We start from the raw sequence: 25,570 nt of genomic DNA, 5'->3' as shown, positions 1-25,570 counted from the left end.
TATCTTAACCAGTGCCAATTTCGATGTTCGGTGCGACATCTAAACTTGTCGCCCTGGCAAGGCCAAGATCCGAAACGCGTTCCAGTTTTGCACGCAGGTCGGCATCCCGAAAAGGTTTCTCGATCACATCGCAGCAACCCAAGCTTGGCGGAAGTTTTCGGATGTCTTCCTTGAAATTCGAAAGGAGTATGACGTGGCAGTCCAGCTGAATTAACCGTCCCGCAACCTCCGCGCTTTGCGTGCCGCAATCCATAGTTACGTCAATTATTGCGACCTTCGGTGCGCGCAACGTGATCTCACGGTCAGCGTCCTTAACGCTCTTGCACGTTCTCACATCTTGGAGGCCGTAGTCTATAACAGCTAGCTCTAAATCCAGTGCTACCACTGCATCGTCTTCGACGATGAGCACAGGCATATGGTTCATCTAATTTTCTTCTCCATTTGCCCTATCCAAGTCCACGAACATCGTGGCTGCGAAACGGCCTACGCAACTTACGACAATCCCAGCGATTCGAGGTATTAAATAAGACATAAGCGCAAGGCTGAAAGACATCGCAAAAAAGGCTTTTGAGCGGCTCAGTACGACAACTAGGATCATAACCATACGCTGGCGCTGGCGGCGAACCGTGGGGACCTCACGAGCTTGGTAGGTACGGCCGCGAAAATCGGAACAAAAACAGCGGGCACGCAGTTCGACTCTTACGAGATTTAAGCCAAGAGCCTTAGAAATGAAGTGGACCCACGCTTACATAGGATATGCAGTCTTGCTGATGTTAGTTTTGGGCATTGTGCTCGTAATAGGGTGACAGCCAATTAATTGACCTGAAGAGGTCACGGTGCGACCGCTCCATTAATTTTAGCTCGGCTGCGACTTGGATACGTTCCGCAGTAGCCGTTCGAACTTAGGATCGTCTGCCCCGTCGAGAACGACAATCGTCTTCACCAAGTCCATTTTTGAAATCCACTCTTGTTCCAGATGCCTGAAGTACTTCTCGCTGAGATAGGCGAATTTGGTTTCTGCTGTGCAAAGCGTGCCACCCAGGAATCGGCCAAGTTCATTCTCGATAATCTCTCCCAGAACCGTGAGGTTTCGGCACATGTCCACGACAACAGGTAGCTTTTGTCCATCAAGATAGACGACGAATGCGGTACGCCCGGTGCCCGCGATAGGCTCCTCCTGGAGTTCGACACCCCAACGCCGCGCAAAGAGTTCCTTGGTCTGCACAATGGCGCTGTCTGTTTCCAAGGTGATGAGATGGCCTGGCGGAAGCACGACAAGTTTGAGCTCTCCTCCAACGAAATGTCTCAGGAAATTGACCCAATAGCCGGAAGCGAGTGCAGAAATAACCGCTTTCCGTTGCTGGCAGACAACCAAAATATAAGGAACGGAGACACCAATCATTGTCAGTGAAACGGACCGCAAAAAGCTGGCGACATCTTCGTCCAATTCGAGATAGCCGCGGATCAACGCGACTACGCCCTTGGCCCAGGAAGCTTCGATACCGTCCAGCAGGTCTACGAGAAATGCTGCCGTCGTAATCCCAAATCCGAGTAGCGCGAAGACCAGGATCACAGCCCACAGCAACCGTTGAAGTTTGGCCCATTCGGCCACTCTACAGAGCCTTTCGAACATCATGCGACCTGCAGAACGAGGTCGAAATTTCTTCCTGCTTTGCGATCAAGCTTGCAGTCGTCCGCGCTCAAATTCAGACGCTCCAAAACCGCATTGAACCTGGCCTTTGCCATGTCGAAAGCCTTACAAACTTCCAAATCGGAGTCTGAGGTGGATATATGTGTGGCCCGAATACGCCTGCCCGACAGCCGTATTCCCATTGCTTCAGAAGCATAGCGAAATACTTGGGCCGCGAGCGCGGTCTCATCTTCGGCAACCAGAAAATCGCTCACCTTCAGCTCAATCGCTCCTGTCGGCTTCTCCAGCCGAATGAACATTTTCGGATGCCCTTTAGCTGTGAACTGAATAGAGAACTCATCCTCTCTGGATAGAACCTCACTGTCAGATCCAACTGGCTGCCACTTGAAGTTGTCCAACATGATACTCCTGCTGCGTATATGGCGGATAGTTTTCGCAGTGTCCGCATTTTCTGTACCGCGCATCAATACCAAGAAGCGTAATCGTTGAAGAAACGCCCGCTTCCTGACGTTTAAATGGCTCATTGGCCGGAAATGGTCAGCATGTGAGTTATTTTATTCAATGGAGAATTACGGATGAAAATGAATTTGGGTGCCGCTCTCATTGGCTTGTTTTGCTGCTACGCTGTTCCTGCCTACGCTCTAGGCCCCATGTCGGTAGCACCGTGGGGTGCTGAGCAGTCTCAAGAAAGCATCCTCCAACAGCTATTGAGAGCTTCGAAGGAGCGCGAAGGCCAGTATTTCGACGCCGCTTGCTGCAAGGTATGCAGGAAGGGCAAAGCGTGCGGCAACTCATGCATAAACCGTAGCTACACCTGCCATAAGGGCAAAGGTTGCGCGTGCAATGGGTAGGCTTTCAATTGCAGTAGTTGTGCTGTTGGTGCTTCCGGCTTTCGGGAGTTTCGAATTTCCGGTACCTACCGCCTGAGTATCGAGGGCAGTCCCTGGCATGTCCGGCGGCAATAACCGCAGCACCCAGATCCAAACCATCTTTGTCCCAGCAGACACCCACCCAGCGGTCATAGGTCTTCTCACCGTTGAACTCGCAAGTGATCGTAGCGTTTCTGTAGGCATTCTGCATCCAGCGCTTCCCGGCCTGCCCTCCTCGTTCGTTCAATTCGGGAGCATCGACACCATTGAGCCGCACGGCAATGCGTCCACGACTTGTTGCAATCTCGATGGTGTCTGCATCGCGGACGTGAACGAGCTTTCCGGTTAGGGTGGTTGCCGAAGCGTTTGGAGGGGCAGCCAACACGCAGACTGTTGCGAGTAGCAAGGCGGAGGTTAGGGATTTCAGCATCAAGGTATCCGTTACGGTTTGAGAGCTTCTATTTCCCGCTGCCTAAGCACACACGCTGGCAAATTACAGGCAGTCTCGTGACTATTTCTGCGTTCTACTTGTTTGATCAGCGCCAATAGGCAGCAGTTCGATAGCCGTTCCCCACTTTGCGAAGTAGTCCCTGGCGTCGTCACTGACCCCGTATTTCGCCGCGTAGGACGCAAGGATCCTCTCTGCTTCTTCCAGTCGTTCTTTGGTCATCTGTAGGTCTCCTGTGCAGGGAGTGTCGCATCAAAAGGTTAATAAACCGTTATCCCGACCCAGGTGTATTCTGGTCCAATCGCCAATTGCTTTTGGAGGGCTGGAGAATGGCACGTGAGTTTGATCGGGAAGCGGAACGCATGGCAACAGTAGTGAAGCTGGCCGACATACCCAAGAACCACCGCGATGAACTGATACGAGAATATCGAGTACGTTCCGAGGCTGCCTTCGCACCGACCACTCTGCGCAACTTTCGCCAGATCACTCACAACTTCCAAGTATGGTGCCGCGAGAATGGTTTCGACCCGGATCCACCCGTCGATCCACGAGCCGTGGCTGAGTACGTGGATTCCCTCGGCGGCAAGGTTCGGTGCACCACCATTGAAACCAGGCTCTGGGCCATTTCGGAAATGCATCGAGCGGCGTTCCAGCCAACGCCGTGTCGCCTCAGGCTCGTTGAACTCGCCTTGAAGGGCGTGAAGCGAAAGTACGGCGCATGGGTGCGTCAGGCTCCACCACTTTGCAAGGCAGAGGTCTACAAGGCTATCGACAAACTGGGAAGTTCTAGGCTCGAAACCCGCGACAAAGCCGTACTCTGGATTGCTACGGATAGCTGGTGTCGTGCGTCGGAAATCATCGCTCTCAGGGTTCGCGACTTGATGCGGCAAGACGATGGATCGAGTTTGTTGTTCATCGCGCGGTCCAAGACGGATCAGTTCGGGCACGGTGCATATGCCTACCTATCTGAGGCGGGCACTCAGGCAGTCCTAGACTGGATAGAACTGGCGAAACTCAAGAACGATGACCCTCTGGTTACCAAGCACCAGGCAAACGCTCAGGTCGGCCCGATGGACGCAGCAACGATTTCCCGGATCATCAAGCGCTGCACCGGACGAAAGGACGTTTCTGCTCACAGCATGAGGGTCGGAGGCGTTCACGACGCCTTCCGGATCGGATGTGACCTGTCCTCGATCATGGTGGCCGGGCGGTGGAGTTCGCCAGAGATGCCCGCACGGTATGGCAGGAGGATACTGGCCAGCAATTCTGCCGCCGCTCGGGTTTCCCAGGTCCTCGGTGCGAAACGGCAGCCGAAAGCTTAGTTCGGGCGTTCCGCATCCTTGAGAATCTCAACAATCTCGGGTTCGGTCGTGGCGAAGTTCGAACGTGGCCATGAGACCGTTGGATCTATACGCCCGTAGGCTCGCCAGTCGGTCCCCTGAAGTGAGCGCGATAGGGCTTCAAGCTCGGTCTTTTGAAGCAGGGCGCGCTCGACAAAATGCCGATCAAGTGCGGCGAAATGCGTGCGTACCTGAACTTCCCGGATTTGTGGGGCCAAGTGACCATAGGTCCGGCTTACCGTGTCAGTGTTGGCGTGACCGAGTTGCTGAGCAACGACAATCAGCGGCGTTCCCGCCTGAACAAGCTGGCTGGCATAGGTGTGTCTCAAGCCGTGAAAAACAAAACCAGAAGGAAGCTCAGCTGCGATGGCGGCTTCTCGAAAGAGATGCTTGTGACCGTTCTGCCATCACTGACCGGATTGCCTCCGAAACACCAAGTCGTCGGGAGAAAGCCCGGCACATAAGTCGAGAAAGAATGCCATGCCTTCATCTGGTAAGAAGACGTAGCGTGGTTTTCTAGATTTCAGGGGCTCGACATAGAGGCCGAACACGTGTGCGGCCACATCCCTGACCCGAAGCTTGGCAAGTTCAGTGATGCGGCACCCTGTGTAGAGAGCGCCCTGAACGATTTTCCGAAGGTCCGGGCGGCAACAGCCCAGAAGCCTGGTGCATTCATCTCGCGTCAGAAAGATGGTTCTCGGAGTGTCCGCCAATGGGACCCTGCGGATGCACCGCCATGAACGTTCAGAGTCCGTTTCGCCGTTTTCCCAGGCCAGTTGTACCGCCAAGCGCAGGACACCGATCAATGCGTTCAGCGTCTTCTTGCGCTTGCGCAGGTCGTCTGGGTCGAGTTCACTCAAAGGTACTCGCTCCGCGGCTTTCTGATTGCCGCGCTTCGGCGGCGTTTCCAGGACATCCAGAGAGAAGTGCACAATGTGCCGACCCGTCAATTCTTCGAGCGGGACTTGCCCGAGCCTTGGAAGGATGTGGTGGTTGATCCGGCTCACCATCGAGTCGAAGTGGCTCTTGCTTGCGGATATCCTTTTCCACTCCAAGTAGTCCCGCATCGCATGGCCGACTGTGAAGACTTCCCCCCAGGGGCAGTAGTTGAGGTCCTGCTTTGACCCTATCGGAAATGGATCCGCTGCTTGCTTCGCGATTTCAGGCTGACTGAACCAAAGCCTGGCAGCCTCCAAAGCTTCGTCATAGTTGCCTGTTCCAGCTTGCCAGGGGATCAGACGTTTTTGGTAGTATCCGAGAGACTTGTTGCGGATCCGAGCGACCCAATATCCTGAGACGGGTGTTTTCTTCTGTAGGCCGATATGGCGGCAATATTCGAGAATCTGCCAGTGCGGCGCTTCTCGCGGGTTCAAGCTTTCTATGGCTTGGTTATTGCTGAGGTCTAGCATGCGGCAGTTCTCCGAAAATTTCCGGGGAGTAAGCCTCACATGCAAACTGTTGGCGGTGGACGTGAATTGTTGGAGCAGGCAACAGTTCTGACAGAGTTTTTTTGGCTTCTGTCCCCATTACTCTTCAAATCGATAACGCTTTACGTTGCAATTGGTAACGGAAATGTTGAGCGGGCATTTTCAACAAGAACCGTTACTGGCTTCAATAAAATCCGTACTGGACCCAAAGGTCGTCGCCAGTGTTGCGCCATGAGAGGTGTGCGCCATGGGTCAGAATAGACCGTTTGCAGCTGGTCAGGTCTTGGAGGTAGTTCTCCCGTCTGCCGCATCGAAACACGTTGTTTCTTAGATAACCTTGAACGGCCAATTTCCGACACATTGGCGCCGCATTTTGCGCACGGACAAATCGCAAAGGTTATGATCAGTAACGAGTGGTTAAAACTGATTTCTATGATGAAAGCGGCGACCGTCTGCGATTGGCGGTTGCCGCATTTTTCATTTTTCAGGGCTGCTTACGACAAAATAATGGCTAGTAGTCGTTCTATTCTTGCGGCTTCAAAGCCACGCCTGGCCCTGTAGCCACCTGACCATCATCGAGGAACTGGATGCCACGCCCCTCCAAAGCGGTCTGAACTTTTTCCAAATTCTGCCCGGAAGACGGAGGCGTGTTCTCGACTAATTCCATGCGTTTTATTGTTGATTCAGCCACGCCGGAAATTTCAGCCAAGCCTTTTACGGAAAGCCTAGCGTACCCTCGAGCCATTCGGATTTGAGCGCCTGTAATCATGTGTATGGCCTATTTTGGTTCATATATGATCTATAATGGTTGACTTCATGCCATACCTGACCTAAATTAGTTCATATACGAGCTGAAAGCAAGGTTAGGAGTTTCTTCCATGCACTACGACCGCGCAGAAATCATGAAAGCCGCCTGGGTGATCGTTCGCCGCTTTCACGGCAATGGCGAACCTTTCAAATCCTTGATGTCCCGGGCGTTGGTCAGCGCATGGGACAAAGCCCGCCAGAAAGCGTCTGTTGCACGGCGCTTGGAGCAATCCCGGCGTGAGGCAGAGACGCTTGCTGCGCGCACTTCCAGCCAGCTTGCAGCCGAAACCACTGACCTCGACAATCGCAGTTACCTCGGCCATGAAGGTCAGGAGAAGCTGCGCGCGCTCAGGGCCGCCCATACGGCTGCATGTGAGCGCGAAGCGCAGGAGGCCAAGCGCGCCCTGATTGATAGCGCAAGGGGCCGCTTTGCGTCTGTCACCTTCACGAAGAAGGACGGGACTGAGCGCGTGATGCGCGTACAGCCCGCGACGCTCAAGTACCACGTCAAAGGTTCTGCTGCATCTGAGGCCGCACAGAAGGCCGTACAGGCCCGCGCAGAGCGTCACCCGCACCTTATGCCCCTCTGGGATGCGGAGGCCCAAGCGCCTCGCTCCGTGAACCTCGCAACCATTTCCCGGATCGCCGTCAACGGTGCGGTCCACGAATACGCCATTCACTAGGAGAGGAGTGACAAATTGGGAAAGAAAAAGACCAAAGGCAAAATGAGCCGGCAAGAAATGCAGGACCAAGCGCTGGTGATCGAAAGCTTGCTCAGCACCGCAATGGCCATGTTGTCCGAGCGTGATCCAACCGACGCCTATGAGATGATCGAAAAGGCTCAGGATCGGGCTACCCGGCTCAACAGCGCTTTGGATTCGATCAACGCAGCAGACTGAGAGAGGATTAGACCATGGCTAAAACAGTTTACGAACTAGGGAACGACGCAGTTTTCCTTGCCGGCCTGATTGGCGGGGCAGAACTTATTGCGGATACGGTCAACACCAGTCAGCCGACCGGAGAAGAATACCGACTGGCAAGCAATTCTCTGCTGCCCATTTTTGAAGACCTGCGCCGACGTGCGGACGCTCTAGTGCGTGATATCGAGACGCTTGATCTTCAGTCGACTGAAGGTGCGGGCACCCACCGGAGGAGCGCGTAATGTCAGAGCAAGCAAGCACCGACGTTTTCTCCAAGGCCGCAGACCTGCACTCGCTACTCCGTTGCGCAATGCTGGCAGAAGAGAACGAAACCTCCGGCCTGGAGTGGACTGGCCTTGATCGCGTCCTGGGCCTCGCTGAGCGCTTGGCCTACGAAATCATGAATGAGGTGGAGAGCGTGAAAGGAGCTGAAAACTGAAAATCGCCCTTTTCCTTGTCGTCGGAGGCAGCCTGCAATCGTGGGCTGCCTTTACCCATTAAGGCTATTTCAAGAATGACATTTCAGTACGACATTAACCGCCAGTGGTCTGACCAGTTCATACCGCAGATCAAGAGCATCGTCGGCAGTCACCTATTGCAAGCGGCTCCCGACATGCTCGACATGACCCAAGCAACGGATCTGGTGATGCTCGATGTCCGCGACATGCGGATTGCGGCACGGGTGCGCAGGCCGGGATATGCCGACCGCTACCCATACCAGTTTACCGTGCGCTCACGGCTTCCCTCAGGTGCTGAGACGGAGCTTTCGAAGATAGTGAACGGGAAAGGCGACTGGCTGTTCTACGGCCACGCCAACGCCTCTCAGACGGCTGTGGAGCGCTGGTATCTGATCGACCTTAACGCATTCCGGGCAGCGCTGATCCGGCAAGGCTCTGAGGGTCTGTGCTGGGGGAACAAATGCAACCCGGATGGAACGCGGTTCACCTGGTTCGATGTACGCAGCTTTCCGGCTGATCCCCCGTTGGTGGTGGCAAGGTCAGCTTCCCAATAAAACGGGGCCTTTAACAGACGCACCGATTGGTAAGCATCTAGGTTGACACACCGGTTAGCCGCAGCAGGAAAGAGTATTGCCTACGGACGACCTAGCCATAGAATTCTTTACAAGATATTGTTAAAAAGCTATGACAGCGGGCTAGAAATAGTAAGCCCCGCCGACCGTAGTCGAGCGGGGCGGCTACTGGGCGCACCATGCAGCGTTGCACGTTTTATATGCCGCCACAGATGCCGAAAGTCAATAGGAGGCGGTTGTGCGCGGGGCGGTATATGTGGACGGTTTCAACCTTTATCACGCAATTGATGATTTGAGGCAACAACACCTCAAGTGGTTAGACCTATGGCGGTTGGGAGAACTTGTTGCACGCGGGCACGCATCGTCAATTGAAGAGGTAGTATTTTGTTCTGCATATTTCCCGGGCAACCACGGAAAGAAAGTTAGGCATACCGCTTACAAGGACGCGCTAGAAAACGCGGGCGTTCGGTGCCTCATGGGCCACACCACAAAAGAGCCCATGGAGTGCAAAACCGAAATCAACGGCTGCGGGAATAGGTGGGACCAACCTCGCGAAAAGGAAACAGATATTAACCTAGCCTTATCGCTCTACAATGGCGCGATTGACGACATCTATGATGTGGCCTTTTTGATCACTGCAGATACGGATCAGGCAGCAACATTGAAGATGGTGCGTCGCAGGTTTGCAGACAAGCAATTGATTGCCGTTTACCCTCCTGGGCGGCAGGTTTCAAAGCACCTTAGAGATTTAACAGACAAACAAATCAGACTGAAAGAGCAGCACATAGATGAGTGCCTGTTTCCCCCAATGGTCATGGCAAAGGGTAAGAGAACGATAATTCGCCCGCACGAATACGCGCCTCCTGAAGATTGGGTTCACCCTGACAAAAGGCCGAAGTAATGCATGCCCACCCTCGCGCCCAGCCACTCCCAATGCTCAAGATTCGACCTTAAGTCAGACCCGATGATGGTATAAATGATGGGACACGGCACTGGCCACGCCACTTTTTCATTAATAATCAGAAACTTACAGGGGTGTTTTGGTAGCGGAGGAGGGACTTGAACCCCCGACACGCGGATTATGATTCCGCTGCTCTAACCACCTGAGCTACTCCGCCAAACCGTGGCGCTAGTTAAGACAGGCACATCACTGCGTCAAGCCGGAAATCCAACGCATTTCACCTTGCAGCCGCCCGGCACCGGGCGCAGTTTGCACATCATGACGACAGATACCACTCTCCTGCTTTCCGATCTGCGCGCGGCGCTCGGCGACGCCTGCGTGCTCACCGGCGAGGCCGCAGCACCCTACCGCATCGACTGGATGGGCGACACGCGCCCGGAACCGCTCGCCGTGCTGCGTCCCGCGGACACGGGCGAGGTCTCGAAGGCGCTGCAATGCGCCTTGCGCCACGGCACCCCCGTCGTGCCGATCTCCGGCAATACCGGGCTGACGCACGGCACCGATGCCGGCGGTGCGCTGCTCTTGTCGCTCGACCGCCTGAACACCATCCGCGAGATCCGGCCCGACGCGCGCGTCGCCGTGGTCGAGGCCGGCGTGATCCTCGCCAACCTGCACGAGGCGGCCGACGCCCACGACCTGATTTTCCCGCTCACCTTCGGCGCCCGCGGCTCGGCGATGATCGGCGGGGCGCTGTCCACCAATGCGGGCGGCTCGAACGTGGTGCGCTACGGCTCAACCCGCGGCCTCTGCCTCGGCATCGAGGCGGTCCTGGCCGACGGTCGCGTGCTCGACCTGATGAGCGCGGTACACAAGGACAATTCCGGCTATGACCTGCGCGACCTTCTGATCGGCGCCGAAGGCACGCTGGGCATCATCACGGCCGCCGTCCTGAAACTCGCCCCCAGGCCCCGCGCCTATGTCAGCGCCATGGCCGCCTGCCCCTCAATCGCCGCGGCCCTCACGCTCCTGCACCGGCTTCAGGCCGAGACCGCGAACTCGGTCGAGGCGTTCGAGCTGATGCCCGGCAACTACATCGACGCGCATCTCACCCGCTATCCCGACGCCCGCGCCCCGTTCGAGCAGCGTCACGACGTCAACATCTTCCTTGAACTCGGCGCCCTGTCGGCCCGTGACGCCACGCCCGACGCCACCGGCGCCGTGCCCATGGCCAGCCATCTGGAAACCGTCCTCTCCGACATGCTCGAGGCCGGCGATATCCTCGACGCCACCGTCGCCCAGAACGCCGCGCAGCGGTCCGAGATGTGGGCAAGGCGCGAGGCCGCCGCCGAACTCACACGCCTTCATTCTCCCGTGGTGGACAACGACATCGCCGTCCCGCTCGACCGCATGGCCGACCTGATCGCCGGGATCGAAACCGAAACCCGGGCCATCGACCCGGGCATCCGCTTCCTGCACGTGGCGCATCTGGGCGACGGCAACCTGCACTTCTCCGGCTGGCCCACCACCGACGATCCGGAGGTGCACGCCGCCGTCAATCGCGCAGTCGAAAACGTGGCGATATCCCTCGGCGGCTCCTTTTCCGCGGAACACGGCGTCGGCCTGTCGAAACGTCCCGCGATGGCCCTGCACAAGGATGCCGTGGCCCTGGACGTGATGCGCAGCATCAAGGCCGCGCTTGACCCGCAGAACATCCTCAACCCCGGCAAGGTCCTGCCCGGTCCGCCCGGCTGAGCCTGTCCTGCGGGCAACCTGATCCGGTACAACTCCGGTCTGGTTGCCTGCATCTTTAGCGCCGGCTGCCTATTTACTGTGCAAACTTTGGTCTATATTTGGACCATCCCAAAACGCGATACCAAATTTTTCACGCACAACCCTGCGGCGACGAAAATGCGCTTGCTTTCCAATACCGAGCGCAACCATACCCCCATGCCCCTCGTGATTACCTAAAAGTTTCATAACCTTACGGCAAACCACGCCTTGTCGGCGCCTCCCGCTCCCCTTTGCCCCGTGCATCCTGCACCCGCGAAAACGGCGCTTTCCCCGCCGCGCGCGGGGAGAAAAAAAGGTTTGGCGGAACGCCGCCGACCCGCTTGAGTAATGGCGTCGCCGGAATCGAAGCGTACGGGACTGCGCGCTCCGGCCAACACGGAGGTTAAAAAGAAAAATGGAAGAACAACTCGCGGAACTTGCGGCCCAGGTGGCCGCGATGGAGGCGAAGGGGAACATGACCAACACCATGTTCGCGGAGACGTATTACTACCTCTCCATCCCCCTCATGATCATCATCCACGCAGGCTTCCTGGCCTATGAAATGGGCGCATCGCGCGCCAAGAACGCGCTCTCGTCGGGGGTCAAGAACATCCTCGCCTTCGCGTTCGTCATTCCGGCCTTCTACTTCTTCGGCTGGTGGGTCTACTGGGGCTTCCCCACGGGCTTCTCGCTGTCCGAGGGGCCGAACGGCATCTCCGGCGCAGCCTATGCCAACTCCATCGCTTTCCCTTGGGGGGAATCAGCGGCCTACATGGGCCCCAATACCGAAGACCAGATCGACGGCGTCTTCTGGGGCGCGTTCACGCTCTTTGCCGCCACCACCGCCTCGATCATGTCGGGTGCCGTCATCGAGCGCATCCAGACCGTGGGCTTCGTCATCCTCGCCATCATCCTCGGCGGGTTCAGCTGGACGCTGGCCGCCGCCTGGGGCTGGCACGCGGATGGCTGGCTTGTGCAAAACTGGGGTGTACATGACTTCGGCGCCGCCGGGCTTGTCCACGCTGTCGCGGCCTTCTTCGCGCTCGGCGTGCTGATCAACCTCGGCCCGCGCATCGGCAAGTTCAATCCCGACGGCACCGCCAACAACCTTGCCGGCCACAACATGCCCTTCACGGCAACGGGCCTCATGCTCATCGTCGTGGGCTTCTGGGGCTTCCTGATGGCCTGTCTGGTCGTCGGCGGCGAGGCGTGGTCCTGGGGTGCAAACTTCACCACGATCTACGGCACGCCCACCAACCTTGGCGCACTGACCTTCAACATCCTGATGGGTGTCTCGGGCGGCATCATCGGCGCATGGCTCTTCACCCGCGATCCGTTCTGGATGATGTCCGGCGCACTGGCCGGCCTCATCTCGGTGGCCTCGGGTCTCGACATCTACTTCCCGTCGCTGACCTTCATCATCGCCATCGTCGCGGGCATCATGCTGAAACCTGCCGCCACGATCCTCGAAAACATGGGGATCGACGACGCGGTGGGTGCCGTCACCGTGCACGGCACGATGGGCATCTTCGGGATGCTGATGTTGGGCATCTTCGCGTCGGGCTACCCTGCCCTCACCGGCGAAGGCGCCCCGACGGTCAGCCTGATCGGCCAGCTTGTCGGCATCGTCGTCTTCGTCGCGATCGGGTTCAGCACCGGCTACGTCAGCTCTCTCATCCTGAAGATGTTGGGAATGCTGCGCGTGCCCGAGGCGGCCGAAATCGCGGGTCTGGACACGGTCAAGGTACCGGCACAGGCCTATCCCGAAGGCATCATGGCGTCGCCCCCGGCGTCGCAGTAACGAAAGGAAAGAACCATGGGATTTCCCTTTGAGAACGCATCCTGGGACGGTGTCAGCGGCGTGATCTTCGTTGGCGGCGCGGGTGGCCACACGCTGGTCTACAGCCTGATCGCCATCGGCATCTGCGTTGCCGCCCTGTTCTTTGGCAACGGCATCGAGTCGACCAAGTACAAGAAGCACAAGTAAACCTCGGCCTGCTTGGCCGAAACGCCCCGCGGGTTGCCTGCGGGGCGTTTTGCATTCGGGCAGGGTCAAATGACCGTGAAATCCCCCATTGGCCCTGTCACCGGGCGCCGGCGGTGCTAATCCTTGCGGCATGAAACACTTGGCTGCCCTCCTCACCCTCACGCTCGCCCTGACGCTGCCCGGTCTTCCGGCCGTCGCCTGCGGCCTCGACACCGACTGCCGGATCGGTGACCGCAGCTACCGCATCTACCTGCCACAGGGGCAGGACGGCTCCATGCCCATGGGCGCGCTGATCTTCGCCCACGGCTACAAGGGCTCGGCGGCGGGCACGATGCGCAACGGTTCGCTGCGCGCCATGGCCGACCGGCTTGGCATCGCGCTGGTCGCGGCCAACGCCAAGGGCGACGACTGGCGCCTGCCCGGCACGCCCTCCGGCGGCGTCACCTCGCCCGACACGGAACTGGCCTATTTCGACGCCCTGCGCGCCGACATTCTGGACAGGAACCCGATCGACCCCGACCGCATCGTCATGGCCGGCTTTTCCGCCGGCGGCATGATGACCTGGACCCTGGCCTGTCACCGGCCCGCCGACTATGCCGGCTTCATTCCCGTCGCCGGCACTTTCTGGGCGCCCACGCCCGACAGCTGCGCGATGCCTCCCGCCGACATCATCCATGTCCACGGCACGTCCGACCGGATCGTTCCACTTGCGGGCCGCGCCATCGGCGAGGCGCGCCAGGGCGATGTCGAAACCGTCCTCTCGATGTACCGCAAGCTCGCCGGGCACGAACCCTCCAAGGCCCCCGCGTTGCATGACGGCCTGACCTGCGAAGCCTGGACCGCCCCCAACGACACCCGGCTGCTCAAATGCCTGCATCCCGGCGGCCACAGCTTTCGCACGGACTGGATCGCCGCCGCCTGGGATCTGATCTTCTCCGGTTGACCCAAGGAACTTTACCTCGCCCCCGCCGCCGCTAGGTCCTGACACGAACGCCACGCAAGGGACCCGCATGAGCCAGCACATCACCATCTTCGGCGCCACCTCCGGCATCGGCCAATGCGCCGTCGAGGAGGCGCTGCGCCGCGATCACACAGTCCGCGCCTTCGCCCGCTCCGCCGGCGATATGACCGCCCGCCCGGGGCTCGAGCCGTTCCCCGGCGACGCGCTCGACCCCGGCAACGTGGCCGAGGCGCTGAGAGGCACCGACGCGGTGATCTACGCGCTGGGGATCAAGGAAAGCGTCTCGATGCTCTGGAAAGAGGTCACGCTTTTTTCGAAGACCACCCGCATCCTTCTGGACGCCATGCAGACGGCGGACGTCTCCCGCCTCGTCGCCGTCACCGGCTTCGGCGCGGGCCGCAGCCGGTCGGCCATGAGCAGCGTCGAAAGCCTCGCCCACAAGGCCATCTTGGGCCGCCCCTACGCCGACAAGGACCGGCAGGAGGCGCTGATCATGGACAGCCCCCTCGACTGGACCATCGCGCGCCCCGTGCTCCTGACAAACGGCACGCGCACCGGCAGCTACCAGGTGCTGCGCGACCCCAAGGCGTGGCGCAACGGCCTGATCTCGCGCGCCGACACCGCCTGCTACCTCATCGACGCGATCGAGCAGGGTCTGGACATCCGCGGGGACGTCGTTCTCGCCCGGTGAATTCGGACGAACTGGACCTATGGATTTTACGTCTTCTTAAGTTTTGATGCTGCGGCCGCGAAATCCGCGCGGTCCGTTAACCTGCTGTGCGACAGAAATCGCACCGTCGCGATACCGCCCGGATACCGACGCGGGTACCGACATGCGAAACATGGTGAATCAGGAACGTTAACCCTGGATCCGGCTCAGCGGTCCCGTATCGCCCGGAACGCCGCCGACGCCCCCCAGCCCGCCGCGATGGCGATGGCCAGCGACATCAACCCGTAGATCAGCGGCTGTTCCCGCGACAGGTTGAAGATCCACCGCTCCAGCCCGACCTTCTGCACGCCGATGGCCGTCTCGTAGGTCGACACGACCTCGCCGCCCCGGGTCAGGAAGATGCGCGTCTTATAGGCCCCTTCCGTCAGGTTCGCAGGCATGGCAATGGAGGTACGGAACAGCGTCTGCTCGTCCAGCGACACCGCCCCTTCCTGCAAAGAGTAGGCCCCGTTGGCCTTGCGGATGCGGATGATCGCCTCGGTAAAGGCCTGCGGATCGACCGTGTCGCTCGCCGTGCCCACCGCCCGAATCGCCCGCGGGATCGAAATGCTGTGCCGCAGGTCCTCGACATTCGACAGCACCCGGTCCAGCGGCCCGGTCGTGGCGATGGCATAAAACGACGGCGCCCGGTCCACCTCGACCGCGTCCGTATTCACCCAGATACCGAACCGCCGTTCCTTGCGGCGCACCACCACCGGCTTGCTCGGACCCGCGATGGCCACGATCACGTCCAGCGGTTCCTCGGGGATCTTCTCTTCCCGCTTGACCGCACCGAACACCAGTATTTCCGAACCATCGAAGGTGGCGGTGATCGCCACCTTGTCGCGGCTCAGGCCCAGCACGACCTCCTCCGCCATCACCGGCCCAGCCATGAACAGAAAGGCGATCAGCCAACGCATCAATGCCCCTCCGCCGCGCCAATGGAATAAAGCTCGGAGGGGACAAGCAGCAGGTCCAGCGCCAGCTTGAAGCACACCGCCAGCACCATCAGCGCCAGCAGGATCCGCAGTTGCTCGGCCTTCATCCGCGTGCCGATCGTGGTCCCGACCTGCGCCCCGATCACGCCCCCGATCAACAGCAGCACCGCCAGCGCCACGTCCACGGTAAAGTTCGTCGTGGCGTGCAGAAGCGTGGTAAAGGCCGTCACGAAAATGATCTGGAAAAGCGACGTGCCCACGACCACCTTGGTGGGCATCCCCAGCAGGTAGATCATCGCCGGCACCATGATGAACCCGCCGCCCACACCCATGATCGCCGCCAGGATGCCCACGCAAACCCCCACGATCACCGGGGGAATGACGCTGATATACAGCCCGCTCGTGCGGAACCTCATCTTGAACGGCAGCTTCTGGATCCAGGTATGTTTCTTGCGCGCCGCGGGCTTGCCCGACTTGCTGCGCCGGATCGCCCGCAGGCTTTCAAAGAACATCATCCCGCCGATGATGCCCAGGAACACCACGTAGCACAGCCGCACCAGCAGATCGACCTGCCCTAGCGACCGCAGGTAGTTGAAGACCACGACGCCCAGCGCGGCCCCTATAAGGCCGCCAATCAGCAGCACCGTGCCCATTCGGAGGTCCACGGTCTTGCGCCTCAGATGCGCCAGCACGCCCGAAAAGGACGACGCCACGATCTGGTTGGCCTCGGTCGCCACGGCCACCGCCGGCGGGATGCCGATGAAGAACAGCAGCGGCGTCATCAGGAACCCGCCGCCCACACCGAACATCCCCGAAAGCACGCCCACCAATCCACCCAGCCCCAAAAGCAGGAACGCGTTGACCGAAACCTCGGCGATGGGAAGGTAGATCTGCATAACCCGTGTTAGCCCCGGCTCAGGGCTTTTTGCAAGCGCGGCATGGGCTTTGCCGTCTCAGGTCTGATCAATTTATGTGAACTGGCCTTACGAAGTGTGAACGCATCGGTCCATGCGCTTCCGTTTCCAAAACTTTTGAGACTCTCGGGGCAGTTAGCGCTCTTTCACGTAAGGCACGCCGCCCGATTTCGGCGGAATCGCCTTGCCGACGAACCCCGCAAGGATCACAACCGTCAGGATATACGGCGCCGCATCCATCAGCTGCGTCGGAACCGCGATCCCGCCCAGCTCGAGCGTCTGGTACCGCAGCGCCACCGCCTGCAACAACCCGAACAAGAGCGTCGCCCACAGCGCGTACCACGGTCGCCACTTGGCAAAGATCAGCGCTGCCAGCGCGATGTATCCGCGCCCCGCCGTCATGTCCTTGACGAACCCGGCCTGCAACGCGGTAGACAGGTACGCCCCCGCGACCCCGCAAAGCGCGCCGCAGATCGCCAGTGCCGCGAACCGCATGCCCGGAACGCTGATGCCCGCCGTGTCGACCGCCTCGGGGTTCTCGCCCACAGCGCGCAGCCGGAGACCGAACCGGGTGCGGTACAGCACCCACCAACTCGCCGGCACGCAGAGAAATGCCAAGTAAACCAGTATCGTATGCCCGGACACAACCTCGCCATAGACCGGCCCGAGACTGCTCGCAAAGGGCAGGTCGATCGGCTCGAACCGCGCGCCCGTGCCCAACGACGGCGTCCGCCCCGCTTCCTGAAACCAGTCCGCCGCGATCAGCACCGTCAGCCCTGCTGCCAGGAAATTGATCGCCACGCCCGAAATCAACTGATTGCCCCGAAACGTGATGCTGGCCAGCCCGTGCAGACCCGACAGCAGCATCGACGACCCGATCCCCGCCAGCAGCCCCACCCAGGCCGACCCCGACACATAAGCGACGGCAGCCGAAAAGAACGCCGCCATCAGCATCTTGCCTTCCAGCCCGATGTCGAAAATCCCCGCCCGCTCGCTGAACAGCCCCGCAAGACACGCCAGCAACAGCGGTATGGCCAGCCGCACCGTGCTGTCGAGAACTTGCAGAAGGGTCAGAAACTCCATGCGGTCAACTTTCCGACGTGGCCATTTTGTACGCGGCAAAGGTGAAAAAGCTGCCCAGCCCCGCCTCGATCCACCGCCGCCCGCCGGCATAGGCCGCGCGGATTGGCCCCGAGGACAGGAACAGCGCCCAGGCCGCGTGCATCGTGAAACTGATCGCAAAGGCCCCGGCGACGAAGGCGGCAATCACGGTCCCCGGCGCCCCTTCGACCGCGCCCACCGCCGCGATGGCTAGCCAGAAGACAATCGCCTTGGGGTTCGTCACCTGCAACGCGTAACCTTGCGCAAACAGCTTCGCCTTCGCCTGTTTCGGCGTCTTCATCACCGACAGCTTCGGCGGGTTCAGCGCCTTTTTGAATGCGCCATAGGCCAGCCACACCAGGTAGGCCGCACCGATCAGCTTCAAAAGGCTCATCGCCCACGCCGCCTGCGACAGGATCAGCCCCACGCCCAGCATCGTCAGGATGTTGATCGTCATGCTGCCGGTGGCGATGCCCGCGCAGGTCACCAATGCCGGCCCCCGCCCCTGGTTGGTCGAGATACCCAGCAGCATCGCCACTGCCGGCCCGGGCGAGGACGCGCCCACCAGCAGGATGGCATAGGCGGCGATAAAGCCCGGAAGATAAGGTGCGAAATCAGTCATGGTACGCGGCTCCGAAAATGTGTGTCTCTCGCACAATGCCACACATCAACACCCATCCCCAGCCTCAACACTTCGCTCCAGACCGAACCATGCACGCTCATGCCTTACGCCTCCGCCGCAGCGCGCCATAGGCCCGCTCCATCGGCATCCGCACCATGTTGTCCAACGCCCCGGTGAACAGGATCACCAGCGCCTGGATCACCACGATCAACTCGCGCGGGATCGAAGTCCAGAGGCCCAGCTCTCCGCCGCCCTGGTACAGAAACCCGAATAGGATCGCCGCCAGGAACACGCCCAACGGATGGTTCCGCCCCATCAGCGCCACCGCGATCCCGATGAACCCCGCGCCCTCGGTGGGGTTCAAGAGCAGCCGCTCGGCCTCGCCCATCACCACGTTCACGGCCATCAACCCCGCGAGGCCGCCCGAGATCAGCATCGCCACCACGACGATCTTCACCGGCCCGATCCCGGCATAACGCGAGGCCGTCTGCGAATACCCCAGCGCCCTGATCTCGTATCCCAGCCGCGTCCGCCAGATCAGCAGCCAGACGATGAGGCAGGCCAGCACCGCCACGAACAGGCTGATATTCACCGGCGCGGCCTTGGAAAACGAAATGCCCAGCGGCGCCAGCATGTCGTGCAGCGTCGGCAAAGTGGCCCCCTCGGGAAACCGCGCCGTGGCCGAATCCACCGAACCCGCCGGGCGCAGAACCCCGCCCAGAAGATAGTTCAGCAAGGCCGCCGCAATCAGGTTGAACATGATCGTCGTGATCACGATGTGACTGCCCCGCGTCGCCTGCAACCACGCCGGGACCAGCGCCCAAAGCGCGCCGAACACCGCGCCCCCCGCCATCGCGGCGGGCAAGGCCAGCGCCCAATGCGGCCAGGGCAGTGCCAGGCACACCAGCGCCACGCCAAGCCCACCCAGCATCGCCTGCCCCTCGGCCCCGATATTGAACATCCCCGCGTGGCTGGCGACGGCAAAGGCCAGCCCGGTGAACATGAAAGTCGTCGCGTAATAGAGCGTATAGCCCCAGCCATAGGTCGACCCGAACGCGCCGGTGATCATGATCCGCAGCGCTTCGACCGGGCTTTCCCCGATGCCAAGGATCACCAGCGCCGACAGCAGTGCCGCCAGCAACAGCGACACCAGCGGCACCAGCACCGCATCGGCCCAGCCCGGTAGCCTATCCATGCCTGCCTCCCTGCCCGGGCCCATGCGCCGTGCCGTGTTCCTCGGCGTGTTCCTGCGCCTGCACGGCCTGTGCCTCCTGAACCGCGGCGGCGGCATCCTCGGGCCTACCCTCGATCCCGGCCATCAGCAGGCCCAGCTCGGTCTCGTCGGTCTCAGCCGGCAGGCGTTCGCCCATGATCCGCCCGTCGAACATCACCGCGATCCGGTCGCTCAGCGCCATCACCTCGTCCAACTCCACGCTGACCAGCAATATGGCCTTGCCCGAATCGCGCAGCGCGATGATCTGGGCGTGGATGAACTCGATCGCCCCGATATCCACGCCCCGCGTCGGCTGGCCCACCAGCAACAGGTCCGGGTTCCGCTCGATCTCCCGCGCCAGAACGATCTTCTGCTGGTTGCCGCCGCTGAAATGCCTGGCCGACAGTTTCGCATCTCGGGGCCGCACGTCGAACCGCTCCATCTTGGCCGCCGCCTCGGTCAGGATGCCAGCGTTGTCCATCAACAGGCCGCCCCCAGAGGCCGGATCCCGATGATACCCGAACACACTGTTTTCCCAAGCGGAAAACGCCATGATCAGCCCTTCGCGCTGTCGGTCCTCGGGCACGTGCCCCACGCCCGCCGCGCGCCGCGCCTTGCCATCCGCGCCACGTCCGGTCAGGGCCAGATCCACGCCGTTCACCGCCACGCGCCCCGTCGCGGGTCGCATTCCGCCCAGCACCTCCAGCAGTTCCGACTGCCCGTTCCCAGCCACCCCAGCCAGCCCCACGATCTCGCCGCGGCGCACCTGCAGGTTGATGCCGCGCAGCCGCTCCACCCCCTGCCCGTCGACCACGTGCAGGTTCTTGACCTCCAGCACCACGTCGCCGGGCCGAGCCGCCTCCTTCTCGACACGCAACAGCACCTTGCGCCCCACCATCAGCTCGGCCAGTTCCTCCGGCCCGGTCTCGGCGGTCTTCACTGTTGCCACCATCTCGCCCCGCCGCATGACGCTGACATCGTCGGTGATCTCCATGATCTCGCGCAGCTTGTGGGTGATCAGGATGATCGTCTTCCCCTCGTCCCGCAGCCGGGCCAGAATGCGAAACAGCTGGTCCGCCTCGGCGGGCGTCAGCACGCCTGTCGGCTCGTCCAGGATAAGGATATCCGCCTGCCGGTACAGCGCCTTCAGGATCTCCACCCGCTGCTGCATCCCCACGCCGATATCCTCGATCAGCGCATCCGGCGTCACGTTCAGCTCGTATTCACGGGCCAGCGCCGCCAGTTCCCGCCGCGCCTTGGCCAGGCTCGGGCGCAACAGCGCCCCGTCCTCGGCCCCAAGGATAACGTTCTCCAGCACGGTGAAATTCTCCACCAGCTTGAAATGCTGGAACACCATGCCGATCCCTGCCGCAATCGCCGCCTGGCTGTCGGGAATGCGGGTTTCCCGCCCTTTTATGAAAATTCGGCCACTATCGGCCTTGTAGAACCCGTAAAGGATCGACATCAGCGTCGATTTCCCGGCCCCATTCTCGCCGATGATCCCGTGGATCGTGCCGGGCGCGACCCGGATCGAGATACCCTTGTTGGCCTGCACCGGGCCGAAGGCCTTGGATATCCCCTGCAACTCGATGGCCGGCGCCACGCTCATGCGCCGGTGCCCTTGAACCCCACCAGCCGGGTCAATTGCCCCGCCGCGTCGGCCTCGATCATGTACTGTCCAAGCTGCATCTGACCGTCCGCCATGATGAACTCCACCGTCGCGCGCGTGATGCCGTCGCGGGTCTCCAGACCCGCGATCTGCGCAATCGCGCCGGGGGCCATCTGCGCGAACTGCCCGACATAATCGATCACCGCCGCCGTCCCCACCAAGGCCTCCTCCAGCCGCGGGTCCGCATAGCGCACGCCCGAGGCCAGCACGTCGTTCAGCACGGCCATCCGCGCCTCCGCGTCGCCGTCGCCCCAGGCGTTGAAAAACCGTCTGACGCTGTCACTCATGGCGGTCTCCGGCAGCGGCCGAGCCACCCTCGCGGCCCGGCCCGGTGTGATCAGGACGCCGGACAGCTGTTGTCGGACATGTAGTCATGCACCTCCAGCCCGCCATTCGCGATCTCTTCGGCGGCGGCGTCCACGGCCTCTTTCATCTCGGCCGTCACAAGGTCTTCGTTATGCTCGTCCAGCGCATAGGCCACCCCGTCATTCTGGAGGCCCATCACGTTCACGCCGGTCTCGACGTCCGCGCCCGCCGACATCGCGTCATAGACAGCGTTGTCCACGCGCTTGACCATCGAGGTCAGAACGCTGCCCGGATGCAGGTAGTTCTGGTTGCTGTCCACGCCGATGCCCAGCACGTCCTCGTCGGCGGCGGTCTGCAACACGCCCGTGCCGGTGCCGCCCGCCGCGTGATAGATGACGTCCGCGCCCTGGCTGATCTGCGCCTTGGTCAGCTCCGACCCCTTGACCGGGTCGTTCCACGCCGCCGGGGTCGTGCCGGTCATGTTCTGGATCACCGTGGCGTCCGGGTTGGCCGCCTTCACGCCCTGCACGTAGCCGCAGGCGAACTTGCGGATCAGCGGAATGTCCATGCCGCCGATAAAGCCCACTGTGCCGGACTCGCTGGCCATCGCCGCCATCATCCCCACAAGGTAGCTGCCCTCGTGCTCGTTGAACACGACCGAGCGCACGTTCGGCTCTTCGACCACCATGTCGATGATCACGAACTTGGTGTCGGGATAGTCCGGCGCCACCTCGCCCAGGATATCGCCGAACGCGAAGCCCACCATCACGATCGGGTTGTTGCCGTTCTCGGCAAAGCGGCGCAGGGCCTGCTCGCGCTGCGCCTCGGATTGCAGCTCGACCTCGTTATAGCTGCCGCCGGTTTCCTCGGCCCAACGCGACGCCCCGTTATGGGCGCTTTCGTTGAACGACTTGTCGAACTTGCCGCCAAGATCGTAGATCAGCGCCGGATCGGCCAATGCGCCCGCCGCGCTCAAAGCCAGCGTTGCGGCGGCGCCCATGAGGCTTTTCATCAATGTCATGCATGTCTCCCTGAGGTTCGGCGGCGGTACATGGCTGACCGGAAGGGTTGAATCACGCCCGCCCCCTTTTTGATTTCGGCAAGTAGGCCGCAACTGGCCCCATGGGTCAAGGTGCTCGGCGGCTTGCCGCAAGGTAAGCCTGCTTGTCCCGCCCCGGTGCGCGCCACGCGGGTCCATCCGCAAACGCCGTTCCGGACCTGATCAGGGACCTCCCGACGCAATCGCGCGCTTGCCGGCCCGCGTAGGGTGGGTGAAAACCCACGCGCCTCCTAGACCTTCAAATCAAGCGCCGCCTGCAACAACGTCTTGGCATACTCGGTCTGGGGATTGTTGAAGATGTCCTCGGACGCCCCGTATTCCACGATATCGCCCTGCTTCATCACCACCACCTTGTGGCTCATCGCCCGCACCACGGCGAGGTCATGACTAATGAACAGATAGGTCAGCCCGTATTTCACCTGCAACCGGCGCAGCAAGTCCACGATCTGCACCTGCACCGTCATGTCCAGCGCACTCGTGGGCTCGTCCAGCACCACCAGCTTGGGCCGCAGGATCATCGCGCGGGCGATGGCGATCCGCTGCCTCTGCCCGCCGGAAAACTCGTGCGGATAGCGGTCCATCGTCTCGGGGTTCAGCTCGACCTCGCGCATCACCTCGGCCACCAGTTCGCGCACCGGCCGTCCGTCGGGGTTGCCATGCACACCCAGCCCCTCGGCAATGATCTGCTCGCAGGTCATGCGCGGGCTCAGGCTGCCCACCGGATCCTGGAACACGATCTGGATGTCCGAGCGTTTGCGCCGCAGCTGCCGCGTGGACCACGCGCGCATGTCCTCGCCCTCGAACCGCATCCCGCCCTCGGAGTCGATCAGCCGCATCAGTGCCAGCGCCAGCGTGGTCTTGCCCGATCCGCTTTCGCCCACGATGCCCAGCGTCTCGCCCCGGCGCACCTCGATATCGGCTTCGTTCACCGCCTTCACATGGCCTACCGTGCGCTTCAACAACCCCTTCTGGATCGGGAACCAGATGCGCAGCCCATGGGTCTCGACCAGCGTCTCGGCCTTCTCCGGCACCGGCTCCGGCACGCCCGAGGGCGCGGCCCCCAGCAGCTTTTTCGTGTAGTCATGCTGCGGATTACCGAAAATCTCTTCGGTCGGGCCGCTCTCAACGATCTCGCCATCCTTCATCACGCAGACCCGGTCGGCAATGCGCTCCACCACGCCAAGGTCATGGGTGATGAAGAGAAGCCCCATATCCTCCTCGCGCTTCAGCTCCGCCAGCAGCTCCAGGATCTGCGCCTGGATGGTCACGTCCAGCGCCGTGGTGGGCTCATCCGCGATCAGCACATCGGGCTTGTTCGACAGCGCCATGGCGATCATCACCCGCTGCCTCTGCCCGCCCGACAACTGGTGCGGATAAGCGCCCAGCCGGCTTTCGGGGTCGCGGATGCCCACGCGGTTCAGCAGCTCCAGGATGCGCTCCCGCACCGCCGCACCGCGCAGCCCCTGGTGCAGCTCGATCGACTCGGTCAGCTGCTTTTCCAGCGTGTGCAGCGGGTTCAAACTCGTCATCGGCTCCTGGAAGATAAAGCTGATGTCGTTGCCCCGCACCTTGCGCAGCAGCTTGTCATTCGCGCCGATCATCTGCTGCCGGTCATAGGTGACGCTGCCCTCGACAATCGCGCTGTCCCCCAACAGCGACACGGTGCTCAGCGCCGTCACCGACTTGCCCGAGCCACTCTCGCCCACCAGCGCCACGGTCTCGCCCCGATCCACGCTGAACGACACGCCATGCACCGCCTGCGTCACCGCCCCGTCCTGGCGGAACCCCACCTTCAGGTCTTTCACTTCAAGCAGGCTCATTGAAAGGTCTTCCGTGGGTCGAACGCATCGCGCACGCCTTCAAAGATGAAGACCAGCAGCGACAGCATGATCGCGAAGGTGAAAAACGCGGTAAAGGCCAGCCACGGCGCCTGCAGGTTCTGCTTGGCCTGAAGCGTCAGTTCCCCCAGCGACGGCGCCCCCGACGGCAGGCCGTAGCCCAGGAAATCCAGCGTCGCCAGCAGGCTGATCGTACCGGTGATTATGAACGGCAAAAAGGTCAGCGTCGCCACCATCGCGTTGGGCAGCATGTGACGGAACATGATCTTCATGTTGCCCACGCCCAGCGCCTTGGCCGCGCGCACATACTCGAAATTGCGCGCGCGCAGGAACTCCGCGCGCACAACGCCCACCAGCGCCATCCACCCGAACGCCACCATGATCCCGACGAGCAGCCAGAACCCCCTTGGCAGTATAGAGAACAGGATGATGATCACGTATAGCTGCGGCGTCGACGCCCAGATCTCGATGAACCTTTGAAAGAACAGGTCGATCCGCCCGCCGAAATACCCCTGCACGGCCCCGGCAACGACCCCGATGACGGACGAAAAGAACGTCACCACCAGCGTGAACATCACCGCCAGCCGGAAACCGTAGATGACAATCGCCAGCACGTCCCGCTTGGTCCCGTCCGTGCCCAGCAGGTTCTGCTCGTTGGGCGGCAGCGGCGCGGCGCCGGGGCGGTCCACGGGCGTGTCATGGCTGTAGGGGATAAGCGGCCAGAGCGTCCAGCCTTTCTCGATCGGCTCACCCATCACCTCGCCGTCCTGGGCATCCTCGATGATCCCCTCGGGATCGTCGAAGCAATCCACCAGCCCGCCCGACACGATCAGGCACTCCACCTCCGGATCGGCATAGACCGCCTCGGTCCGGAAATCCCCGCCGAACTCGGTCTCGGGATAGAACTTGAAGATCGGCATGTAATAGGCGTCTCGGTACTTCACCAACAAAGGCTTGTCATTCGCCACGAACTCGGCAGGCAGGGTGATCACGCACAAAAGCGCAAAGATGATCAGCGACCAGAACGCCCGCCTGTTGCGCTTGAAATTGCGCCAGCGCCGCTGGTTCAGGGGGTTGAGCTTGATCATC

The 25,570-nt window shown here is 61.1% G+C and carries 30 protein-coding genes and 1 tRNA gene; 12 read left to right on the top strand and 19 right to left on the bottom strand.

The window, feature by feature from the left end; genetic code table 11:
* Positions 1 to 4: 4 nt before the first annotated feature.
* The 5 genes from FIU89_RS02280 to FIU89_RS22160 form a co-directional block, all read right to left on the bottom strand.
* Complete coding sequence (locus tag FIU89_RS02280) at positions 5 to 424, bottom strand: response regulator (protein WP_152491112.1); 420 nt, start codon at positions 422 to 424, stop codon at positions 5 to 7.
* A 432-nt stretch (positions 425 to 856) separates the two neighbouring features.
* A complete protein-coding gene (locus FIU89_RS02275; RefSeq protein WP_152491111.1) occupies positions 857 to 1,612 on the bottom strand; it encodes a hypothetical protein in 756 nt (251 codons plus the stop codon).
* A 20-nt stretch (positions 1,613 to 1,632) separates the two neighbouring features.
* Entirely contained in the window at positions 1,633 to 2,052 is a 420-nt protein-coding gene (locus FIU89_RS02270) for a hypothetical protein (protein WP_152491110.1), read from the bottom strand.
* A gap of 454 nt (positions 2,053 to 2,506) precedes the next feature.
* The gene (locus tag FIU89_RS02265) at positions 2,507 to 2,950 is read right to left on the bottom strand and encodes a thermonuclease family protein (RefSeq protein WP_254701770.1); all 444 of its coding nucleotides are present in this window, start codon (positions 2,948 to 2,950) and stop codon (positions 2,507 to 2,509) included.
* Positions 2,951 to 3,031: 81 nt separating this feature from the next.
* Positions 3,032 to 3,190, bottom strand: a complete 159-nt coding sequence (locus FIU89_RS22160; protein ID WP_172977996.1) for a hypothetical protein — start codon at positions 3,188 to 3,190, stop codon at positions 3,032 to 3,034.
* Positions 3,191 to 3,297: 107 nt separating this feature from the next.
* Here FIU89_RS22160 and FIU89_RS02260 point away from each other — a divergent pair, with 107 nt between their 5' ends.
* Complete coding sequence (locus tag FIU89_RS02260; RefSeq protein WP_152491109.1) at positions 3,298 to 4,290, top strand: tyrosine-type recombinase/integrase; 993 nt, start codon at positions 3,298 to 3,300, stop codon at positions 4,288 to 4,290.
* Here the strand turns inward: FIU89_RS02260 and FIU89_RS22895 are convergent.
* The 3 genes from FIU89_RS22895 to FIU89_RS02245 all read right to left on the bottom strand — a co-directional run bounded on the left by FIU89_RS22895 (position 4,287) and on the right by FIU89_RS02245 (position 6,444).
* A complete protein-coding gene (locus FIU89_RS22895; protein ID WP_152491108.1) occupies positions 4,287 to 4,676 on the bottom strand; it encodes a tyrosine-type recombinase/integrase in 390 nt (129 codons plus the stop codon). The two genes, FIU89_RS02260 and FIU89_RS22895, sit on opposite strands and share 4 nt — an antisense overlap.
* A gap of 39 nt (positions 4,677 to 4,715) precedes the next feature.
* Positions 4,716 to 5,717: a tyrosine-type recombinase/integrase gene (locus FIU89_RS22890; RefSeq protein WP_152491107.1), complete on the bottom strand. Its 1,002-nt coding sequence runs from the start codon at positions 5,715 to 5,717 to the stop codon at positions 4,716 to 4,718.
* A 541-nt stretch (positions 5,718 to 6,258) separates the two neighbouring features.
* Entirely contained in the window at positions 6,259 to 6,444 is a 186-nt protein-coding gene (locus FIU89_RS02245; RefSeq protein ID WP_152491106.1) for an XRE family transcriptional regulator, read from the bottom strand.
* A gap of 169 nt (positions 6,445 to 6,613) precedes the next feature.
* On the opposite strand from FIU89_RS02245, the gene FIU89_RS02240 reads away from it, so the two are divergent.
* From FIU89_RS02240 to FIU89_RS02215, 6 genes are all read left to right on the top strand, one after another.
* Complete coding sequence (locus FIU89_RS02240) at positions 6,614 to 7,225, top strand: hypothetical protein (RefSeq protein ID WP_152491105.1); 612 nt, start codon at positions 6,614 to 6,616, stop codon at positions 7,223 to 7,225.
* Between the two features lie 15 nt (positions 7,226 to 7,240).
* Positions 7,241 to 7,441 carry a hypothetical protein gene (locus tag FIU89_RS02235; protein ID WP_152491104.1) on the top strand — a complete coding sequence of 67 codons (201 nt, stop codon included), beginning with the start codon at positions 7,241 to 7,243 and terminating at the stop codon, positions 7,439 to 7,441.
* Between the two features lie 14 nt (positions 7,442 to 7,455).
* The gene (locus tag FIU89_RS02230; RefSeq protein ID WP_152491103.1) at positions 7,456 to 7,704 is read left to right on the top strand and encodes a hypothetical protein; all 249 of its coding nucleotides are present in this window, start codon (positions 7,456 to 7,458) and stop codon (positions 7,702 to 7,704) included.
* Positions 7,704 to 7,901: a hypothetical protein gene (locus tag FIU89_RS02225; RefSeq protein ID WP_152491102.1), complete on the top strand. Its 198-nt coding sequence runs from the start codon at positions 7,704 to 7,706 to the stop codon at positions 7,899 to 7,901. The genes FIU89_RS02230 and FIU89_RS02225 overlap by 1 nt, the downstream gene beginning before the upstream one ends.
* Positions 7,902 to 7,976: 75 nt before the next feature.
* Positions 7,977 to 8,474 carry a hypothetical protein gene (locus FIU89_RS02220; RefSeq protein WP_152491101.1) on the top strand — a complete coding sequence of 166 codons (498 nt, stop codon included), beginning with the start codon at positions 7,977 to 7,979 and terminating at the stop codon, positions 8,472 to 8,474.
* Positions 8,475 to 8,748: 274 nt separating this feature from the next.
* Entirely contained in the window at positions 8,749 to 9,393 is a 645-nt protein-coding gene (locus FIU89_RS02215) for an NYN domain-containing protein (protein WP_172977995.1), read from the top strand.
* 140 nt (positions 9,394 to 9,533) lie between these two features.
* Here the strand turns inward: FIU89_RS02215 and FIU89_RS02210 are convergent.
* Positions 9,534 to 9,610: transfer RNA gene (locus FIU89_RS02210), tRNA-Met, on the bottom strand.
* 101 nt (positions 9,611 to 9,711) lie between these two features.
* On the opposite strand from FIU89_RS02210, the gene FIU89_RS02205 reads away from it, so the two are divergent.
* From FIU89_RS02205 to FIU89_RS02190, 5 genes are all read left to right on the top strand, one after another.
* Positions 9,712 to 11,145, top strand: a complete 1,434-nt coding sequence (locus FIU89_RS02205) for an FAD-binding oxidoreductase (RefSeq protein WP_152491099.1) — start codon at positions 9,712 to 9,714, stop codon at positions 11,143 to 11,145.
* A 433-nt stretch (positions 11,146 to 11,578) separates the two neighbouring features.
* Positions 11,579 to 12,964, top strand: a complete 1,386-nt coding sequence (locus FIU89_RS02200; RefSeq protein WP_152491098.1) for an ammonium transporter — start codon at positions 11,579 to 11,581, stop codon at positions 12,962 to 12,964.
* A 15-nt stretch (positions 12,965 to 12,979) separates the two neighbouring features.
* The gene (locus FIU89_RS22155) at positions 12,980 to 13,150 is read left to right on the top strand and encodes a hypothetical protein (RefSeq protein ID WP_172977994.1); all 171 of its coding nucleotides are present in this window, start codon (positions 12,980 to 12,982) and stop codon (positions 13,148 to 13,150) included.
* Between the two features lie 139 nt (positions 13,151 to 13,289).
* Complete coding sequence (locus tag FIU89_RS02195; protein WP_254701769.1) at positions 13,290 to 14,093, top strand: PHB depolymerase family esterase; 804 nt, start codon at positions 13,290 to 13,292, stop codon at positions 14,091 to 14,093.
* Between the two features lie 67 nt (positions 14,094 to 14,160).
* Positions 14,161 to 14,802: an NAD(P)-dependent oxidoreductase gene (locus tag FIU89_RS02190; RefSeq protein ID WP_152491096.1), complete on the top strand. Its 642-nt coding sequence runs from the start codon at positions 14,161 to 14,163 to the stop codon at positions 14,800 to 14,802.
* Positions 14,803 to 14,987: 185 nt separating this feature from the next.
* Here the strand turns inward: FIU89_RS02190 and FIU89_RS02185 are convergent, their stop codons facing one another.
* From FIU89_RS02185 to FIU89_RS02140, 10 genes are all read right to left on the bottom strand, one after another.
* Positions 14,988 to 15,740, bottom strand: coding sequence for a TIGR02186 family protein (locus FIU89_RS02185; RefSeq protein WP_152491095.1), 753 nt, complete (start codon positions 15,738 to 15,740; stop codon positions 14,988 to 14,990).
* Positions 15,740 to 16,654, bottom strand: coding sequence for a sulfite exporter TauE/SafE family protein (locus tag FIU89_RS02180; protein ID WP_152491094.1), 915 nt, complete (start codon positions 16,652 to 16,654; stop codon positions 15,740 to 15,742). The genes FIU89_RS02185 and FIU89_RS02180 overlap by 1 nt, the downstream gene beginning before the upstream one ends.
* A 153-nt stretch (positions 16,655 to 16,807) precedes the next feature.
* Entirely contained in the window at positions 16,808 to 17,755 is a 948-nt protein-coding gene (locus tag FIU89_RS02175) for an ABC transporter permease (RefSeq protein ID WP_152491093.1), read from the bottom strand.
* A 4-nt stretch (positions 17,756 to 17,759) separates the two neighbouring features.
* A complete protein-coding gene (locus FIU89_RS02170; protein WP_152491092.1) occupies positions 17,760 to 18,395 on the bottom strand; it encodes a LysE family translocator in 636 nt (211 codons plus the stop codon).
* Positions 18,396 to 18,492: 97 nt separating this feature from the next.
* Positions 18,493 to 19,590 (bottom strand): ABC transporter permease, encoded by a 1,098-nt coding sequence (locus tag FIU89_RS02165; protein WP_152491091.1) that lies wholly within the window; start codon positions 19,588 to 19,590, stop codon positions 18,493 to 18,495.
* Complete coding sequence (locus FIU89_RS02160) at positions 19,583 to 21,217, bottom strand: ABC transporter ATP-binding protein (protein ID WP_152491090.1); 1,635 nt, start codon at positions 21,215 to 21,217, stop codon at positions 19,583 to 19,585. The genes FIU89_RS02165 and FIU89_RS02160 overlap by 8 nt, the downstream gene beginning before the upstream one ends.
* On the bottom strand, positions 21,214 to 21,564 hold the full coding sequence (locus FIU89_RS02155; protein ID WP_152491089.1) for a molecular chaperone GroEL: 351 nt from the start codon (positions 21,562 to 21,564) through the stop codon (positions 21,214 to 21,216). The genes FIU89_RS02160 and FIU89_RS02155 overlap by 4 nt, the downstream gene beginning before the upstream one ends.
* Positions 21,565 to 21,614: 50 nt before the next feature.
* Positions 21,615 to 22,604, bottom strand: coding sequence for a BMP family protein (locus FIU89_RS02150; RefSeq protein WP_152491088.1), 990 nt, complete (start codon positions 22,602 to 22,604; stop codon positions 21,615 to 21,617).
* Positions 22,605 to 22,873: 269 nt separating this feature from the next.
* Positions 22,874 to 24,463 (bottom strand): ABC transporter ATP-binding protein, encoded by a 1,590-nt coding sequence (locus FIU89_RS02145; RefSeq protein ID WP_152491087.1) that lies wholly within the window; start codon positions 24,461 to 24,463, stop codon positions 22,874 to 22,876.
* Positions 24,460 to 25,566, bottom strand: coding sequence for an ABC transporter permease (locus FIU89_RS02140; RefSeq protein ID WP_152494368.1), 1,107 nt, complete (start codon positions 25,564 to 25,566; stop codon positions 24,460 to 24,462). Before FIU89_RS02140 ends, FIU89_RS02145 begins: the two co-directional genes overlap by 4 nt.
* Between the last annotated feature and the right edge of the window lie 4 nt (positions 25,567 to 25,570).

Origin of the sequence: Roseovarius sp. THAF27 (assembly GCF_009363655.1) — a bacterium.
Lineage (GTDB): Bacteria > Pseudomonadota > Alphaproteobacteria > Rhodobacterales > Rhodobacteraceae > Roseovarius.
This window is presented reverse-complemented; position numbering and strand designations above follow the sequence as displayed.

Excerpts from the sequence above, each read along its gene's own strand:
- FIU89_RS22155 (WP_172977994.1), top strand. The coding sequence starts at position 12,980 with ATGGGATTTCCCTTTGAGAACGCATCCTGGGACGGTGTCAGCGGCGTG.
- FIU89_RS02170 (WP_152491092.1), bottom strand. The coding sequence starts at position 18,395 with ATGACTGATTTCGCACCTTATCTTCCGGGCTTTATCGCCGCCTATGCC.
- FIU89_RS02150 (WP_152491088.1), bottom strand. The coding sequence starts at position 22,604 with ATGACATTGATGAAAAGCCTCATGGGCGCCGCCGCAACGCTGGCTTTG.
- FIU89_RS02185 (WP_152491095.1), bottom strand. The coding sequence starts at position 15,740 with ATGCGTTGGCTGATCGCCTTTCTGTTCATGGCTGGGCCGGTGATGGCG.
- FIU89_RS22160 (WP_172977996.1), bottom strand. The coding sequence starts at position 3,190 with ATGACCAAAGAACGACTGGAAGAAGCAGAGAGGATCCTTGCGTCCTAC.
- FIU89_RS02270 (WP_152491110.1), bottom strand. The coding sequence starts at position 2,052 with ATGTTGGACAACTTCAAGTGGCAGCCAGTTGGATCTGACAGTGAGGTT.
- FIU89_RS22890 (WP_152491107.1), bottom strand. The coding sequence starts at position 5,717 with ATGCTAGACCTCAGCAATAACCAAGCCATAGAAAGCTTGAACCCGCGA.
- FIU89_RS02205 (WP_152491099.1), top strand. The coding sequence starts at position 9,712 with ATGACGACAGATACCACTCTCCTGCTTTCCGATCTGCGCGCGGCGCTC.
- FIU89_RS02145 (WP_152491087.1), bottom strand. The coding sequence starts at position 24,463 with ATGAGCCTGCTTGAAGTGAAAGACCTGAAGGTGGGGTTCCGCCAGGAC.
- FIU89_RS02165 (WP_152491091.1), bottom strand. The coding sequence starts at position 19,590 with ATGGATAGGCTACCGGGCTGGGCCGATGCGGTGCTGGTGCCGCTGGTG.
- FIU89_RS02265 (WP_254701770.1), bottom strand. The coding sequence starts at position 2,950 with ATGCTGAAATCCCTAACCTCCGCCTTGCTACTCGCAACAGTCTGCGTG.
- FIU89_RS02230 (WP_152491103.1), top strand. The coding sequence starts at position 7,456 with ATGGCTAAAACAGTTTACGAACTAGGGAACGACGCAGTTTTCCTTGCC.
- FIU89_RS02220 (WP_152491101.1), top strand. The coding sequence starts at position 7,977 with ATGACATTTCAGTACGACATTAACCGCCAGTGGTCTGACCAGTTCATA.
- FIU89_RS02160 (WP_152491090.1), bottom strand. The coding sequence starts at position 21,217 with ATGAGCGTGGCGCCGGCCATCGAGTTGCAGGGGATATCCAAGGCCTTC.
- FIU89_RS02200 (WP_152491098.1), top strand. The coding sequence starts at position 11,579 with ATGGAAGAACAACTCGCGGAACTTGCGGCCCAGGTGGCCGCGATGGAG.
- FIU89_RS02155 (WP_152491089.1), bottom strand. The coding sequence starts at position 21,564 with ATGAGTGACAGCGTCAGACGGTTTTTCAACGCCTGGGGCGACGGCGAC.
- FIU89_RS02175 (WP_152491093.1), bottom strand. The coding sequence starts at position 17,755 with ATGGAGTTTCTGACCCTTCTGCAAGTTCTCGACAGCACGGTGCGGCTG.
- FIU89_RS02260 (WP_152491109.1), top strand. The coding sequence starts at position 3,298 with ATGGCACGTGAGTTTGATCGGGAAGCGGAACGCATGGCAACAGTAGTG.
- FIU89_RS02240 (WP_152491105.1), top strand. The coding sequence starts at position 6,614 with ATGCACTACGACCGCGCAGAAATCATGAAAGCCGCCTGGGTGATCGTT.
- FIU89_RS02225 (WP_152491102.1), top strand. The coding sequence starts at position 7,704 with ATGTCAGAGCAAGCAAGCACCGACGTTTTCTCCAAGGCCGCAGACCTG.
- FIU89_RS02280 (WP_152491112.1), bottom strand. The coding sequence starts at position 424 with ATGAACCATATGCCTGTGCTCATCGTCGAAGACGATGCAGTGGTAGCA.
- FIU89_RS02180 (WP_152491094.1), bottom strand. The coding sequence starts at position 16,654 with ATGCAGATCTACCTTCCCATCGCCGAGGTTTCGGTCAACGCGTTCCTG.
- FIU89_RS02190 (WP_152491096.1), top strand. The coding sequence starts at position 14,161 with ATGAGCCAGCACATCACCATCTTCGGCGCCACCTCCGGCATCGGCCAA.